20 protein-coding genes are annotated in these 13,302 nt (G+C 60.1%); 3 read left to right on the top strand and 17 right to left on the bottom strand.

The features are described from left to right. Positions 1-164: 164 nt before the first annotated feature. Positions 165-659 carry a hypothetical protein gene (locus ACA027_RS01685; RefSeq protein ID WP_370680688.1) on the bottom strand — a complete coding sequence of 165 codons (495 nt, stop codon included), beginning with the start codon at positions 657-659 and terminating at the stop codon, positions 165-167. A 247-nt stretch (positions 660-906) separates the two neighbouring features. Between ACA027_RS01685 and ACA027_RS01680 the strand changes: the two genes are divergently transcribed. Further along, positions 907-1,410, top strand: a complete 504-nt coding sequence (locus ACA027_RS01680; protein ID WP_370680687.1) for a TlpA disulfide reductase family protein — start codon at positions 907-909, stop codon at positions 1,408-1,410. Positions 1,411-1,555: 145 nt separating this feature from the next. Here the strand turns inward: ACA027_RS01680 and ACA027_RS01675 are convergent, their stop codons facing one another. Next, entirely contained in the window at positions 1,556-1,702 is a 147-nt protein-coding gene (locus ACA027_RS01675; protein WP_370680686.1) for a hypothetical protein, read from the bottom strand. A gap of 21 nt (positions 1,703-1,723) precedes the next feature. Next, a complete protein-coding gene (locus tag ACA027_RS01670) occupies positions 1,724-2,173 on the bottom strand; it encodes a cytochrome c (RefSeq protein WP_370680685.1) in 450 nt (149 codons plus the stop codon). A 144-nt stretch (positions 2,174-2,317) separates the two neighbouring features. On the opposite strand from ACA027_RS01670, the gene ACA027_RS01665 reads away from it, so the two are divergent. Together ACA027_RS01665 and ACA027_RS01660 are read left to right on the top strand one after the other, a co-directional pair. Next, the gene (locus ACA027_RS01665; protein WP_370680684.1) at positions 2,318-2,998 is read left to right on the top strand and encodes a cytochrome b/b6 domain-containing protein; all 681 of its coding nucleotides are present in this window, start codon (positions 2,318-2,320) and stop codon (positions 2,996-2,998) included. A 136-nt stretch (positions 2,999-3,134) separates the two neighbouring features. After that, entirely contained in the window at positions 3,135-3,626 is a 492-nt protein-coding gene (locus ACA027_RS01660; RefSeq protein WP_370680683.1) for a GNAT family N-acetyltransferase, read from the top strand. Positions 3,627-3,787: 161 nt separating this feature from the next. Here ACA027_RS01660 and ACA027_RS01655 read toward each other — a convergent pair whose 3' ends face one another. The 14 genes from ACA027_RS01655 to fusA all read right to left on the bottom strand — a co-directional run bounded on the left by ACA027_RS01655 (position 3,788) and on the right by fusA (position 13,290). Beyond that, positions 3,788-4,297, bottom strand: a complete 510-nt coding sequence (locus ACA027_RS01655; protein ID WP_370680682.1) for a peroxiredoxin — start codon at positions 4,295-4,297, stop codon at positions 3,788-3,790. A 125-nt stretch (positions 4,298-4,422) separates the two neighbouring features. Then, positions 4,423-4,692 carry a 30S ribosomal protein S17 gene (gene rpsQ, locus ACA027_RS01650; protein ID WP_370680681.1) on the bottom strand — a complete coding sequence of 90 codons (270 nt, stop codon included), beginning with the start codon at positions 4,690-4,692 and terminating at the stop codon, positions 4,423-4,425. A 10-nt stretch (positions 4,693-4,702) separates the two neighbouring features. After that, on the bottom strand, positions 4,703-4,900 hold the full coding sequence (gene rpmC, locus ACA027_RS01645) for a 50S ribosomal protein L29 (RefSeq protein ID WP_003059403.1): 198 nt from the start codon (positions 4,898-4,900) through the stop codon (positions 4,703-4,705). 10 nt (positions 4,901-4,910) lie between these two features. Next, complete coding sequence (gene rplP / locus ACA027_RS01640) at positions 4,911-5,327, bottom strand: 50S ribosomal protein L16 (RefSeq protein ID WP_066541965.1); 417 nt, start codon at positions 5,325-5,327, stop codon at positions 4,911-4,913. A gap of 2 nt (positions 5,328-5,329) precedes the next feature. Further along, entirely contained in the window at positions 5,330-6,199 is an 870-nt protein-coding gene (gene rpsC / locus ACA027_RS01635) for a 30S ribosomal protein S3 (RefSeq protein ID WP_370680680.1), read from the bottom strand. Between the two features lie 16 nt (positions 6,200-6,215). Then, complete coding sequence (rplV, locus tag ACA027_RS01630) at positions 6,216-6,548, bottom strand: 50S ribosomal protein L22 (protein WP_011803747.1); 333 nt, start codon at positions 6,546-6,548, stop codon at positions 6,216-6,218. Positions 6,549-6,557: 9 nt separating this feature from the next. Continuing rightward, positions 6,558-6,833 (bottom strand): 30S ribosomal protein S19, encoded by a 276-nt coding sequence (rpsS, locus tag ACA027_RS01625; RefSeq protein ID WP_370680679.1) that lies wholly within the window; start codon positions 6,831-6,833, stop codon positions 6,558-6,560. 10 nt (positions 6,834-6,843) lie between these two features. After that, positions 6,844-7,668 carry a 50S ribosomal protein L2 gene (rplB, locus tag ACA027_RS01620; RefSeq protein ID WP_370680678.1) on the bottom strand — a complete coding sequence of 275 codons (825 nt, stop codon included), beginning with the start codon at positions 7,666-7,668 and terminating at the stop codon, positions 6,844-6,846. 2 nt (positions 7,669-7,670) lie between these two features. Continuing rightward, positions 7,671-7,985 carry a 50S ribosomal protein L23 gene (gene rplW, locus ACA027_RS01615; RefSeq protein ID WP_066541973.1) on the bottom strand — a complete coding sequence of 105 codons (315 nt, stop codon included), beginning with the start codon at positions 7,983-7,985 and terminating at the stop codon, positions 7,671-7,673. Next, the gene (rplD, locus tag ACA027_RS01610; protein ID WP_370680677.1) at positions 7,982-8,602 is read right to left on the bottom strand and encodes a 50S ribosomal protein L4; all 621 of its coding nucleotides are present in this window, start codon (positions 8,600-8,602) and stop codon (positions 7,982-7,984) included. The genes rplW and rplD overlap by 4 nt, the downstream gene beginning before the upstream one ends. Further along, a complete protein-coding gene (gene rplC / locus ACA027_RS01605; protein ID WP_370680675.1) occupies positions 8,602-9,276 on the bottom strand; it encodes a 50S ribosomal protein L3 in 675 nt (224 codons plus the stop codon). Before rplC ends, rplD begins: the two co-directional genes overlap by 1 nt. Positions 9,277-9,479: 203 nt before the next feature. After that, positions 9,480-9,791, bottom strand: coding sequence for a 30S ribosomal protein S10 (rpsJ, locus tag ACA027_RS01600; RefSeq protein WP_005796953.1), 312 nt, complete (start codon positions 9,789-9,791; stop codon positions 9,480-9,482). 24 nt (positions 9,792-9,815) lie between these two features. Then, positions 9,816-11,006 carry an elongation factor Tu gene (gene tuf, locus ACA027_RS01595; protein ID WP_370680674.1) on the bottom strand — a complete coding sequence of 397 codons (1,191 nt, stop codon included), beginning with the start codon at positions 11,004-11,006 and terminating at the stop codon, positions 9,816-9,818. A 175-nt stretch (positions 11,007-11,181) separates the two neighbouring features. After that, complete coding sequence (gene fusA, locus ACA027_RS01590) at positions 11,182-13,290, bottom strand: elongation factor G (RefSeq protein ID WP_370680673.1); 2,109 nt, start codon at positions 13,288-13,290, stop codon at positions 11,182-11,184. Positions 13,291-13,302: the final 12 nt, after the last annotated feature.

The following is a 13,302-nucleotide window of genomic DNA, read 5'->3' as shown; positions in this document are numbered from 1 at the left end:
GGGCCGCGACCGCAGGCGCCCCCCGGCATGCCCCTGGGCTACAGCTTGCCGCCCCGTCTGGGCGCAGGCCTGGGGCAGTTGTACGCAGACAACAGTCAAGCGGCACACCGCCCTGCTCCGAGAAGGAAAACGCTGGGAGCCGCAGGCTCAAAGCGCAGTACCTGCTATTCGTTTTGCAGCACCAGGCCTTTGAAGAACTGCGAGGCCACCTTGTGCTGCGACGCCGGCGCGTAAATGACCGCGTGGTAGATGCGGGCCTTGCGCCCCTCCTTGCGGGCGAACCACACGCCATGGGTGGTGACAGTCCAGCCCGAAGGCCCCACGCCCTGCACCGTGGCACGGATGGAGCGCGGCAGGTTCATGGCGCCTGCCGGCACAAAGGGCGCACCGCTTTTGCCCTCGGCGCTGTCTACCGCGTTGAGCTTGGTCAGCACCGCGGCCTCCCAGAAGGCCAGGGCATCGTCGGCCTCGCGCGCATCGTCCAGCAGCCAGTGGGAGACGGCATAGGTGGAGTCGACGGCATCACAGCCCATCATGTTCACCGTCACCGGGCCTTGCTCCATGCCAAAGTCCACCTTGCGCTGGGCCACATCGGGCTCACAGGGGAAGTAGGCCAGCAGCCCCGCATCTTTCATCTGCACCTCATGCCAACTCAGCATGGGCTCCTTCTCGCAGCCTGACAGCGCAGCGGCAGCAACACATACCCACAAAAGCGAAGCACAACGGGAAACGATGGAACTGGTCATACACCGATTATCGGCAGCACGCGCCATTTATTAAATGCAGTCATACCCGAAGTACCCACTCACTGCCAGATGTAATCCAAGGCTTGATGCAGGCGCTGCTCAGCCTCACGTCCAAGTCGGCTATGAACGCCCAGGCCGGCCCTTGGTACACAATCGCGGCATGGGAACGAAACACTGGATCGCCGGCGTCGCTCTGGCCACCATCGCAGGCCTTGGAGCCTATGTGTACTGGGGCACTGCCACCCAGAAGGCGCCGCAGTCGTCCTTTGTGCTGCTGGATGGCAGCACCCGCACCACGGCAGACATGCAGGGCAAGGTCACGCTGGTGAATTTCTGGGCCACCAGCTGCACCACCTGTGTGGCCGAGATGCCAGAGATTGTCTCCACCTACAACAAGTACAAGGACCGGGGCTATGACACCCTGGCCGTGGCCATGAGCTACGACCCGCCCAGCTATGTCGTCAACTTCGCCCAGTCACGCCAGTTGCCCTTTGCGGTGGCGCTGGACAACACCGGCGCTGCGGCCAAGGCCTGGGGCGATATCCGCATCACGCCCACCACCTACATCGTCAACCAGCGCGGCGAGATCGTGAAGACCTATGTGGGCGCACCCGACTTTGCCGAGCTGCACAAGCTGATTGAAAAGCTGCTGGCGGAGGCTTAAAACTCCCTGCCGCTTCGCGCACATTCCCCCCTCTTTGGCGCTACGCGCCCTCAGTGTTATGCGCAGAGGCTCCTCCTGAGCTTGGCGCTGCGCCGGCTGCACTTCTGCAAAACAAAGAGCACTTTGTGCATGGGCAGCTTACCTTTCAGACTGGTTTCAGCGGGGAAATCAATGTAGACAAGCTTTGGGCGCTACCGCTTTCATTCTTCAGCCCAACATAAACAACAAAAGCCAGCATCATGCTGGCTTTTGTACGCATATCAGCGTTAGCAAGCGGATTGATGTCCGCCATTCGCTGCGCCCGCTGTGGCTTTTATCGGCTACGGAAAGCGTCGTGGCAGCTCTTGCAGGTTTGTGCGGTAGGGCCGAAAGCGGCCTTCAGCTGCGCCAGATCGCCAGTCTTGGCGGCGGTAGACAGCTTGGCCGCTTCCGTCACGAACTGGTTGCTATGGTCGTTGAACTTGGCCTTTTCTTTCCAGATATCGGCCTTGGCCTTGCCGCCTTGCGTGCCCTCAGCAAAACCGTTCCAGGGCAGCTTGGCCACAGCGTCCAGCACCGCAGCGTTTTCTTGCGCAAGCTTGGCATCGAACCGTGCCTTGCCATTGGCCATGGCACCCAGGCTGCCGAAATGCTGGGCCATCACGAACAAGGCGCTTTGGCGGTATTTGATGGCATCTTCGCTCTTGGCGAACTGGGCGGAGGCCGGTGCACTCAACAGGGCCGCGGAGGCCGCCAGCAGCAAGGCAGGCAGGGTCTTCTTCATGGGGATTCCTTGGTTATTGGTGGTATCAATCAGGCCCCTATTGGGGCCCGGGCTCCAGTATCGCCGTGTCACCCAGATTTCCAAAATCCGACTTTTTGCGTTATCGCAGCCACTACCTGCAAGCTAGCGCATACATTGGAGGCCATGAATACCTCTTCCACCCGCATCTGGGACCTTCCCACCCGCCTCTTCCACTGGTTGCTGGCTGCCAGCGTCATCGCCCTGGTCGTCACCGCCAAGATGGGAGGCAATGCCATGGAATGGCATTTGCGCCTGGGCCATGCCGTGCTGGCATTGCTCGTGTTTCGCATCCTGTGGGGCCTGGTGGGCGGCTATTGGTCGCGTTTCACCACCTTCACCCCCAGCCCGGCCCGGCTGCTGCGCTATCTGCGCGGCCAGGGAACGGCCAGCGACCGCAACGGACACAACCCGCTGGGCGCACTCTCGGTATGGGGCATGCTGCTGGTGCTTGGCGCACAGGCGGGCTCCGGCCTGTTCAGCGATGACGACATTGCCTTCTCCGGCCCGCTGACCCGCTTTGTCAGCGGCGACACCGTCGGCTGGGCCACCACCTGGCACAAGGAATGGGGACAGTGGTTGCTGCTGGCCTTGATAGCACTGCACCTGTGCGCCGTTGTGTTCTACACCGTGGTGCGCCGCCAGCGCATGGTGGCAGCCATGTTGCATGGCGACCAGCCGGCCCCTGCTGGCACACGCGCCACACGCGACGGCATGGTGCAGCGCCTGCTGGCCCTGGGCCTGGCCGCGCTGTGCGCAGCCGGGGCATGGTGGATCTACCAGCTAGCCGCCGCGCCCGCCTTCTGATGCGCTGCGGCGTCCTGGCCGGCCCGGTCTGCCAGGGTCTGCTCGCACTATCTCAGGCCTAGTCCCGATAGCGGCCTGCTGCAGCGCCCGCTACACTGCGTCTTTGCCCACTCTGCGCCAAGCGCACCGCATCCCCGTGGACCGACCCACTGTGGCCCTGCTGCCCGCCACAACTTCCGCTGAACTTGAAGCCATTCGCCTCCTGTTCACGGAATATGCGGACAGCCTGGGCATAGACCTAGCCTTTCAAAATTTCGAGCGCGAGCTGGCACAGCTGCCTGGAGACTACGCCCCACCCCGTGGCTGTCTGCTGCTGGCCTATGTGGATGGCAGCCCCGCCGGCTGCTGCGCATTGCGCCCCCTGGACAGCAGCGACTACCCCAACGCCGCAGAAATGAAGCGCCTATATGTGCGCCGGGCCTTCCGCGGCTTTGGCCTGGGCCGCGAGCTGGCGGAAGCCACGTTGACGGCGGCCCAACAGCTGGGCTACCACCATGTGCTGCTCGATACACTGGACCAGATGGAATCTGCCCGCACGCTCTATGCCGAGCTGGGCTTTGAGGAAATCCCCCCCTACTACCACAGCCCCATTGCCGGCGCCCATTACCTGAAGGCCGACATTCTCTAGGCTGCGACGTCGCTCCGCCCACATGGCGGACATGCGCCAAGCCTACGAAACACAGCAGACTGCGGTCGAAGCAGACTGCGGTCGAAAAAGAAAAACGCCACGGATGTGGCGTTTTTGGTTGGTGCATGAGCCATGCATGGATCACGCAGCGCTGTGTGCGCTCAGGCCACCTTGGCCTGGCCCAGCAGCGTGGCGGCATCGCTGACTTCGAACTTGCCCGGTGCTTCCACATTCAGTTGCAGCACCTTGCCGTCCTTGATCAGCATGGAATAGCGGTTGGCGCGCAGACCCAGGCCCTTGCCATTCAGGTCCAGCGTCAGGCCCACGGCCTTGGAGAAGGTGGCATCGCCATCGGCAATCATGCGCACCTTGCCGGTGGCCTGCTGGTCGCGGCCCCAGGCGCCCATGACAAAGGCGTCATTCACCGCCAGGCACCAGATTTCATCCACGCCGGCGGACTTGAACGCAGCTGCTTGCTCGATATAGCCAGGCAGGTGCTTTTCCGAGCAGGTGGGCGTGAAGGCGCCGGGCACGGCGAACAGGGCAATGGTCTTGCCAGCCAGTGCTTGAGGCAATTCCACGGGATTGGGGCCAATGCTGCAGCCATTGCCCTCCACTTCCACGTATTCCATCAGCTTGCATGCGGGCAGTGTGTCTCCGACCTTGATCATGTTGCGTCCTCTAGGGTGTTGTGCCTCCGGCCTGCCTGCGACATGCTTGCAAGACCCGGAAAACAAAAAAGCGACCCACATTGTGGGTCGCTTTTCAAGACAGTGCTGTCAGAGCAAATGAATGCTTAGAGCAGACCGGCCTTTTGCACCAGACGGGTCGCAACCCAGTTCTTGGTCTTGGACAGCGGGCGGCTTTCCGTGATCTCGATGGTGTCGCCCAGCTTGTACTGGCCTTCTTCATCGTGAGCGTGGTACTTGCTCGACTTCACCACGATCTTGTCGTAGATCGGGTGCTTCACGCTGCGCTCGACCAGAACCGTCACGGTCTTGGCGCGCTTGTCGCTGACCACCTTGCCAATCAAGGTGCGCTTGAGGGATTTTTTAGCTTCCGTCATGTCGGCTTCCTTACTTGGCGGCTTGCTTTTCAGCAAGGATGGTCTTGGCACGAGCGATGTCGCGGCGGGTAGCCTTGATGGTCGCAGTGTTGCCCAGTTGTTGCGTGGCCTTTTGCATACGCAGACCGAAGTGGGCCTTTTGCAAGGACTTCACTTCAGCTTCCAGGCCAGCCACGTCTTTTTGGCGGAGTTCAGCAGATTTCGTCATGTTGATCTCCTTAAGCACCAATTTGACGGGACACGAAGGTCGTGCGCAGCGGCAGCTTGGCGGCAGCCAGGCGGAACGCTTCACGGGCCAACTCTTCAGGCACACCCACGATTTCGTAGATCACCTTACCGGGCTGGATTTCGGCCACGTAGTACTCGGGGTTGCCCTTACCGTTACCCATACGCACTTCTGCGGGCTTGGTAGAGATTGGCTTGTCCGGGAACACGCGGATCCAGATGCGGCCACCACGCTTGACGTGACGGGAAATCGCACGACGTGCGGCTTCGATCTGGCGGGCCGTCAGACGGCCACGATCCGTGGACTTCAGACCGAAATCGCCGAAGGCAACGGAGTTGCCACGTGTAGCGATGCCGGTGTTGCGGCCTTTTTGTTCCTTACGGAACTTGCGGCGTGCAGGTTGCAGCATGTTTATTCTCCTTTACCGTCCGCTGCTGTAGCGGGCGCGTCAGCCTTGCGAACGCGCTTAACGGAGTCAGCGCCAGCGGCGGCAGCCTTGTCGCTACCGTCAGCAGGAGCCGCATTACCACCGGCAGGGCGGCGAGCACCACGGCCTGCACCATCGCGACCATCACGGCGGCCATCGCGGCGAGGACCGCGAGGACGACGCTCATCGTCAGGACGGGGCGTTTCCACGGCGGGCAGATCGTTGCGGCCCAAGGTATCACCCTTGTAGACCCAGACCTTCACGCCAATGATGCCGTAGGTGGTCTTGGCTTCAGAGAAGCCATAGTCGATGTCGGCACGCAGGGTGTGCAGTGGCACGCGACCTTCGCGGTACCACTCGGTACGTGCGATTTCGATGCCGTTCAGACGACCGGACGACATGATCTTGATGCCTTGGGCACCCAGACGCATGGCGTTCTGCATGGCGCGCTTCATGGCGCGACGGAACATGATGCGCTTTTCCAGCTGCTGGGTGATCGAGTCAGCGATCAGCTTGGCATCGATTTCGGGCTTGCGCACTTCTTCGATGTTCACAGCAACAGGCACGCCCAGGCGAGTAGCGAGTTCCTTCTTCAGGGCCTCGATGTCTTCACCCTTCTTGCCGATCACCACACCCGGACGTGCCGAGAAAATGGTGATACGGGCGTTCTTGGCAGGACGCTCGATCAGAATGCGCGCCACAGCGGCGTTCTTCAGCTTGGCCTTCAGGTATTCACGCACCTTGATGTCTTCGGCCAGCATGCCAGCGAAGTCACGGTTGCTTGCGTACCAACGGCTTGCCCAATTGCGGCTCACCGCCAGACGGAAGCCGGTAGGATGGATTTTCTGTCCCATATTCTTCCTTTAGGCCTCAGTTACCCACGGTCACGTAGATGTGGCAGGTGGGTTTGCTGATGCGGTTGCCGCGGCCCTTGGCGCGAGCGGTGAAACGCTTGAGCGTGGTGCCTTGTTCGACGAAGATGGTCTTGACCTTCAGATCGTCGATGTCGGCGCCATCGTTGTGTTCAGCGTTGGCGATGGCGGACTCCAGCACCTTCTTCACGATCACGGCAGCTTTTTTCTGCGTGAAAGCGAGGATGTTCAGAGCTTGGTCCACCTTCTTGCCGCGGATCAGATCCGCGACCAGGCGACCCTTGTCAACCGACAAGCGGACGCCACGGAGGACTGCACGTGTTTCAGACATGGTCGTTCCTTACTTCTTGGCCTTCTTGTCGGCGGGGTGACCCTTGAAGGTACGAGTCAGAGCGAATTCGCCCAACTTGTGACCCACCATTTGGTCGGTGATGTAGACCGGCACGTGTTGCTTGCCGTTGTGCACAGCGATGGTCAGACCGATGAAATCGGGCAGAACCATGGAGCGACGCGACCAGGTCTTAACAGGACGCTTGTCCTTGGTGGCAACGGCCTTTTCGACCTTAGCCAGCAAGTGATGGTCAACAAACGGACCCTTTTTGAGAGAACGAGTCATTTGCTACCCCTTACTTTTTACGACGCGACACAATCATGACTTGTGTGCGCTTGTTGTTACGGGTACGGTAGCCCTTCGTCAGGTTGCCCCATGGGTCAACTGCGTGACGGCCTTCACCGGTACGACCTTCACCACCGCCGTGGGGGTGATCCACCGGGTTCATGGCAACGCCGCGGACGGTTGGGCGGATACCCATCCAACGCTTCACACCGGCCTTGCCCAGTTGGCGCAGGCTGTGCTCTTCGTTGGCGACTTCACCGATGGTGGCGCGGCACTCGATATGAATCTTGCGCACTTCGCCGGAACGCATACGCACTTGAGCGTAGACGCCTTCACGGGCCAGCAACGTAGCCGAGGTACCAGCGGAGCGGGCGATTTGCGCGCCACCTGCAGGTTGCAGCTCGATGCAGTGGATGGTCGAACCCACAGGGATGTTGCGGATCGGCAGGGTGTTACCCACGCGGATCGGCGCTTCAGAGCCGCTGATGATGGTTGCGCCCACTTCCAAGTTGCGAGGAGCAATGATGTAGCGACGCTCGCCGTCGGCATAGCACACCAGAGCGATGTGGGCCGTACGGTTGGGGTCGTACTCAATGCGCTCAACCTTGGCGGGGATACCGTCCTTGTCGCGCTTGAAGTCCACCACACGGTAGTGGTGCTTGTGGCCACCGCCCTTGTGACGGGTGGTGATGTGACCGTTGTTGTTACGACCGGCCTTCTGGAATTGCGATTCCAGCAGGGGGGCGTGAGGGGCACCCTTGTGCAGGTGGTCCCGGGTCACCTTCACTGCGCCGCGTTGACCGGGCGAAGTGGGCTTGATTTTGATAACAGCCATGATTAAGCAGCCTCCCCAGACAGGTTCAGCTCTTGACCGGGCTTGAGCATCACGTAAGCCTTGCGCACGTTGTCACGGCGGCCCACGGTCTTGCCGAAGCGCTTGGTCTTGCCCTTGGTGTTCACCACGGAAACGCCAGCCACTTCCACCTTGAACAACAGTTCAACAGCGGCCTTGATCTCAGGCTTGGTGGCGTTCTGCAGCACCTTGAATGTCACAGCGTTGGACTTTTCAGCAACCATGGTGGCCTTTTCGGACACGATGGGAGCAACCAGCACTTGCATCAGACGACCTTCGTCAAACTTGAGCGTGCTCATGCGAACATCTCCTTGAGTTTGTCGATTGCGCCCTTGGTGACGAGCACTTTCTTGTAATGGATCAGCGAAACGGGATCGGCGTAGCGAGCTTCCACCACGAACACGTTCTTCAGGTTGCGCGAAGCCAGGTACAGGTTTTCGTCGATTTCATCGGCGATCACCATCACCGATTGCAGGTTCATGGACTTGAGCTTGTCAGCCAGGACCTTGGTCTTCGGCGATTCCAGCGTCAGGGAGTCCACCACGGCCAGGCGGCCTTCGCGGGCCAGCTGCGACAGGATGGAAGCCATACCGGCGCGGTACATCTTCTTGTTGATCTTCTGCGCGAAGTTTTCTTCAGGCAGATTCGGGAAGATGCGACCGCCGCCACGCCACAGGGGCGAGGACGACATACCAGCACGTGCGCGGCCAGTGCCCTTTTGCTTGAAAGGCTTGGCAGTGGTGTGACGCACTTGCTCACGGTCCTTCTGAGCGCGGGTGCCTTGGCGTGCGTTGGCACGGTAGGCGGTCACGATCTGGTGGACCAGGTCTTCGTTGAAATCACGGCCGAACACGGTTTCAGGCACATCGCACTTGGATGCGGCCTGGCCTTGTTCATTCAGGAGTTCGAGCTGCATTAGTTCGCTCCTTTAGAAGCTTTGGCCTTGATGGCGGGACGCACAGACACGAAACCGCCCTTGGAGCCAGGGATTGCGCCCTTGATCAAGAGCAATTGACGCGCTTCGTCGATGCGAACCACGTCGAGGTTTTGGGTCGTGACGGCCACGTCACCCATATGGCCAGACATGCGCTTACCGGGAAACACGCGACCGGGGTCTTGTGCCATACCGATAGAACCGGGCACGCGGTGCGAACGGCTGTTACCGTGCGAAGCGCGTTGTGCACCGAAGTTGTGACGCTTGATCGTGCCTTGGAAGCCCTTGCCGATGGAGGTGCCTTGCACGTCCACCTTTTGACCGACAGCGAACAGCTCGGCCACGGGCAGGGCTGCACCGGCTGCGTACTTGGCAGCGGTTTCTTCGGTCACACGGAATTCTTGGGTCACTTCACCGGCTTCCACACCTGCCTTGGCAAGGTGGCCGGCTTCTGGCTTGGTCACGCGAGAGGCCTTGCGTGCACCGAAAGTGACCTGCAGGGCCACATAGCCATCGTTCTCTTGGGTTTTGACCTGGGTCACTCGGTTGTTGGATACATCCACCACCGTGACAGGCACTGCGTCCCCATCATCGGTAAACAGACGCATCATGCCCACCTTGCGGCCCAGCAACCCCAGGGAGTTGCTCAGACTCATTTGTTTCTCCAAAACTTTCGCCGCTGTAACTGCAATTGGCCCAGCGTTGCGCACTTGCGCCCTTGCGGGCAACGCGCGAAAGAAGGTTGATAAAACTCCGCTAGAAATTAGCGAAGCCCCAAATTTTAACGCGAACTGCCTTTTCAGGCAAGTTCGCGTTAAAAGGAAGAATCAGGTGAGGCTTTAACACCTCACTTCTGCTCTTATTGCAGTTTGATTTCGACGTCCACGCCGGCCGGCAGGTCCAACTTCATCAGGGCGTCCACAGTCTTGTCTGTGGGGTCCACGATGTCCATCAGGCGCTGGTGGGTGCGAATTTCGAGCTGGTCGCGGCTGGTCTTGTTGACGTGAGGCGAACGCAGAATGTCAAAACGCTTCATGCGGGTCGGCAGGGGCACGGGACCCTTGACGATGGCGCCAGTGCGCTTGGCGGTATCAACGATTTCAGCTGCCGACTGGTCGATCAGCTTGTAGTCGAACGCCTTCAGGCGGATGCGGATTTTTTGCTTGGACATTGTTAATTCCTAGTTTTCTAAGAATTAGGCAATGATCTTGGCAACCACGCCAGCGCCCACGGTGCGGCCACCTTCGCGGATAGCGAAGCGCAGACCTTCTTCCATGGCGATGGGGGCGATCAGCTTCACAGTGATCGACACGTTGTCACCAGGCATCACCATTTCCTTGTCGGCGGGCAGCTCGATGGAGCCGGTCACGTCGGTGGTACGGAAATAGAACTGAGGACGGTAGTTGTTGAAGAAAGGAGTGTGGCGACCGCCTTCGTCCTTCGACAGCACATACACCTCAGCGGTGAAGTGGGTGTGGGGCTTGATGGAGTTGGGCTTGCACAGCACTTGGCCGCGTTCCACATCCTCACGCTTGGTGCCGCGCAGCAGCAGACCCACGTTGTCGCCAGCTTGACCTTGGTCCAGCAGCTTGCGGAACATTTCCACGCCGGTCACGGTGGTCTTGACGGTGTCCTTGATACCGACGATTTCGATTTCTTCGCCGACCTTGACAATACCGCGCTCAATGCGACCGGTCACCACGGTGCCGCGACCCGAGATGGAGAACACGTCTTCCACGGGCATCAGGAAAGCACCGTCCACAGCGCGCTCGGGCGTCGGGATGTAGGTGTCCAGAGCTTCAGCCAGCTTCAGGATGGCGGGCTCGCCCTTGTCGGACTGGTCACCTTCCAGGGCCAGCTTGGCCGAACCACGCACGATGGGGGTGTCGTCACCAGGGAAGTCGTACTTGGCCAGCAGCTCGCGCACTTCCATTTCGACCAGCTCCAGCAGCTCTTCGTCGTCCACCATGTCGCACTTGTTCAGGAACACGATGATGTAGGGCACACCCACCTGACGAGCCAGCAGGATGTGCTCGCGAGTCTGGGGCATGGGGCCGTCAGCGGCCGAGCACACCAAGATAGCGCCGTCCATTTGAGCAGCGCCGGTGATCATGTTCTTCACATAGTCAGCGTGACCGGGGCAGTCCACGTGAGCGTAGTGACGGCTGGCCGTTTCGTACTCAACGTGCGAGGTGTTGATGGTGATGCCGCGAGCCTTTTCTTCGGGCGCGTTATCGATCTGGTCGTAACCCTTGGCTTCGCCGCCGAAGGCCTTGGACAGAACGGTAGCGATAGCAGCCGTCAGGGTGGTCTTACCGTGGTCCACGTGACCGATGGTGCCCACGTTCACGTGGGGCTTGGTCCGTTCAAATTTTTCTTTTGCCATTGCAAATTCTCCAGAGAAAAGAGCAAACCTGTGTGATGTTTAAGGTCTGCATCCCATTGCTTGGTCGCCCCGCACAGGTGACAGGGCGGCATGAGATCGCAGACCGGCAAAAATCGCGGCACCCCAAAAAGAGGGCCGCGATTCGATTCAAAAGCTCTCGATTATACGATGCAGCTTACTTGGCGCGTGCGGCCACGATGGCTTCAGCCACGTTGCGAGGAGCTTCAGCGTAGTGCTTGAACTCCATGGTGTAGCTGGCGCGACCCTGGGTCATCGAACGCAGCGAAGTGGCGTAGCCGAACATTTCGGACAGCGGCACTTCGGCCTTGATGGCCTTGCCGCCACCAACCATGTCGTCCATGCCCTGCACCATGCCACGACGGGAAGACAGGTCACCCATCACGGTACCGGCGTAGTCTTCAGGGGTTTCCACTTCCACGGCCATCATGGGCTCGAGGATGACGGGGCTGGCCTTGCGAGCAGCTTCCTTGAAACCGAAGATGGCGGCCATCTTGAACGCCATTTCGTTCGAGTCCACATCGTGGTACGAACCGAAGGTCAGCGTGACCTTCACGTCCACCACGGGGTAGCCAGCCAGCACGCCGGCAGTCAGCGCTTCGATCACGCCCTTTTCCACCGCAGGGATGTATTCGCGAGGAACCACACCGCCCTTGATGGCGTCGACGAACTCGAAGCCCTTGCCGGGCTCTTGAGGCTCGACCGTGAACACCACGTGACCGTACTGACCCTTACCACCGGATTGGCGAACGAACTTGCCGTCCACGTCCACAACCTTTTGGCGAATGGTTTCGCGGTAGGCAACCTGGGGCTTGCCCACGTTGGCTTCCACGTTGAATTCGCGCTTCATGCGGTCAACGATGATTTCCAGGTGCAGCTCGCCCATACCGGCGATGATGGTCTGACCCGATTCTTCGTCGGTGCGCACGCGGAAGGAAGGATCTTCAGCAGCCAGACGCGACAGGGCGATACCCATCTTTTCCTGGTCGGTCTTGGTCTTGGGTTCCACAGCCTGTGCAATCACGGGCTCGGGGAAGACCATGCGTTCCAGCACGATAGGAGCATCCACGGCACACAGTGTTTCACCGGTGGTCACGTCCTTCAAGCCCACGCAAGCAGCGATGTCGCCGGCGCGAATTTCTTCGACTTCCTGACGCTCATTGGCGTGCATCTGCACGATACGACCGATACGCTCTTTCTTGCCCTTGACGGAGTTCAGAACGGTCTCACCCTTGGTCAGAACGCCGGAGTACACGCGCACGAAAGTCAGCTGACCCACGAACGGGTCGGTCATCAGCTTGAACGCCAGAGCAGAGAACTTCTCGGCATCGTCGGCCTTGCGGCTCAGCTTCTTCTCTTCGTCATCGGGGTCGGTACCGGCAACGTCAGGAATGTCCACGGGCGAAGGCAGCAGGTCCAGCACGGCGTCCAGCATGCGCTGCACACCCTTGTTCTTGAACGCGGTACCGCACAGCATGGGCTGAATTTCGGTGGCGATGGTGCGCTGACGCAGACCGGCCAGGATTTCAGCCTCGGAGAGGTCGCCCTCTTCCAGGTACTTGTTCATCAGCTCTTCCGAAGCTTCGGCAGCCGACTCAACCATCTTCTCGCGCCATTCGTTGCAGGTATCAACCAGCTCGGCGGGGATGTCGCGGTATTCGAACTTCATGCCCTGGGAAGCGTCGTCCCAGAAGATAGCCTTCATCTTGATGAGGTCGACCACGCCTTGGAAGTTGTCTTCAGCACCGATGGGCACCACGATAGGCACGGGATTCGCGTTCAGACGCGTCTTCATGCCTTCAACGACCTTGAAGAAGTTGGCGCCGGTACGGTCCATCTTGTTCACGAAGGCCAGACGAGGCACCTTGTGCTTATTGGCTTGACGCCACACGGTTTCGGACTGGGGCTGCACGCCACCCACGGCGCAATACACCATCACGGCGCCGTCCAGCACGCGCATGGAACGCTCCACCTCAATGGTGAAGTCCACGTGGCCGGGGGTGTCGATGATGTTGATACGGTGCTCGGGGCGGGACAGGTCCATACCCTTCCAGAAGCAGGTCACGGCCGACGAGGTGATCGTGATGCCGCGCTCTTGCTCTTGCTCCATCCAGTCGGTGGTCGCAGCGCCGTCGTGCACTTCGCCCAGCTTGTGGGTCACGCCTGTGTAGAACAGGATACGTTCGGAAGTGGTGGTCTTACCTGCGTCGATGTGAGCGGAGATACCGATATTGCGGTAGCGCTCGATGGGGGTCTTGCGAGCCATGATGGATCCTTG

The sequence above is a fragment of the Comamonas sp. GB3 AK4-5 genome (genome assembly GCF_041320665.1).
Lineage (GTDB): Bacteria > Pseudomonadota > Gammaproteobacteria > Burkholderiales > Burkholderiaceae_C > Comamonas.
This window is presented reverse-complemented; position numbering and strand designations above follow the sequence as displayed.

Coding starts and splice junctions, on each gene's coding strand:
- ACA027_RS01685 (WP_370680688.1), bottom strand. CDS start 659: ATGCTGAGTTGGCATGAGGTGCAGATGAAAGATGCGGGGCTGCTGGCC.
- ACA027_RS01680 (WP_370680687.1), top strand. CDS start 907: ATGGGAACGAAACACTGGATCGCCGGCGTCGCTCTGGCCACCATCGCA.
- ACA027_RS01675 (WP_370680686.1), bottom strand. CDS start 1,702: ATGGCGGACATCAATCCGCTTGCTAACGCTGATATGCGTACAAAAGCC.
- ACA027_RS01670 (WP_370680685.1), bottom strand. CDS start 2,173: ATGAAGAAGACCCTGCCTGCCTTGCTGCTGGCGGCCTCCGCGGCCCTG.
- ACA027_RS01665 (WP_370680684.1), top strand. CDS start 2,318: ATGAATACCTCTTCCACCCGCATCTGGGACCTTCCCACCCGCCTCTTC.
- ACA027_RS01655 (WP_370680682.1), bottom strand. CDS start 4,297: ATGATCAAGGTCGGAGACACACTGCCCGCATGCAAGCTGATGGAATAC.
- rpsQ (WP_370680681.1), bottom strand. CDS start 4,692: ATGACGGAAGCTAAAAAATCCCTCAAGCGCACCTTGATTGGCAAGGTG.
- rpmC (WP_003059403.1), bottom strand. CDS start 4,900: ATGACGAAATCTGCTGAACTCCGCCAAAAAGACGTGGCTGGCCTGGAA.
- rplP (WP_066541965.1), bottom strand. CDS start 5,327: ATGCTGCAACCTGCACGCCGCAAGTTCCGTAAGGAACAAAAAGGCCGC.
- rpsC (WP_370680680.1), bottom strand. CDS start 6,199: ATGGGACAGAAAATCCATCCTACCGGCTTCCGTCTGGCGGTGAGCCGC.
- rplV (WP_011803747.1), bottom strand. CDS start 6,548: ATGTCTGAAACACGTGCAGTCCTCCGTGGCGTCCGCTTGTCGGTTGAC.
- rpsS (WP_370680679.1), bottom strand. CDS start 6,833: ATGACTCGTTCTCTCAAAAAGGGTCCGTTTGTTGACCATCACTTGCTG.
- rplB (WP_370680678.1), bottom strand. CDS start 7,668: ATGGCTGTTATCAAAATCAAGCCCACTTCGCCCGGTCAACGCGGCGCA.
- rplW (WP_066541973.1), bottom strand. CDS start 7,985: ATGAGCACGCTCAAGTTTGACGAAGGTCGTCTGATGCAAGTGCTGGTT.
- rplD (WP_370680677.1), bottom strand. CDS start 8,602: ATGCAGCTCGAACTCCTGAATGAACAAGGCCAGGCCGCATCCAAGTGC.
- rplC (WP_370680675.1), bottom strand. CDS start 9,276: ATGAGTCTGAGCAACTCCCTGGGGTTGCTGGGCCGCAAGGTGGGCATG.
- rpsJ (WP_005796953.1), bottom strand. CDS start 9,791: ATGTCCAAGCAAAAAATCCGCATCCGCCTGAAGGCGTTCGACTACAAG.
- tuf (WP_370680674.1), bottom strand. CDS start 11,006: ATGGCAAAAGAAAAATTTGAACGGACCAAGCCCCACGTGAACGTGGGC.
- fusA (WP_370680673.1), bottom strand. CDS start 13,290: ATGGCTCGCAAGACCCCCATCGAGCGCTACCGCAATATCGGTATCTCC.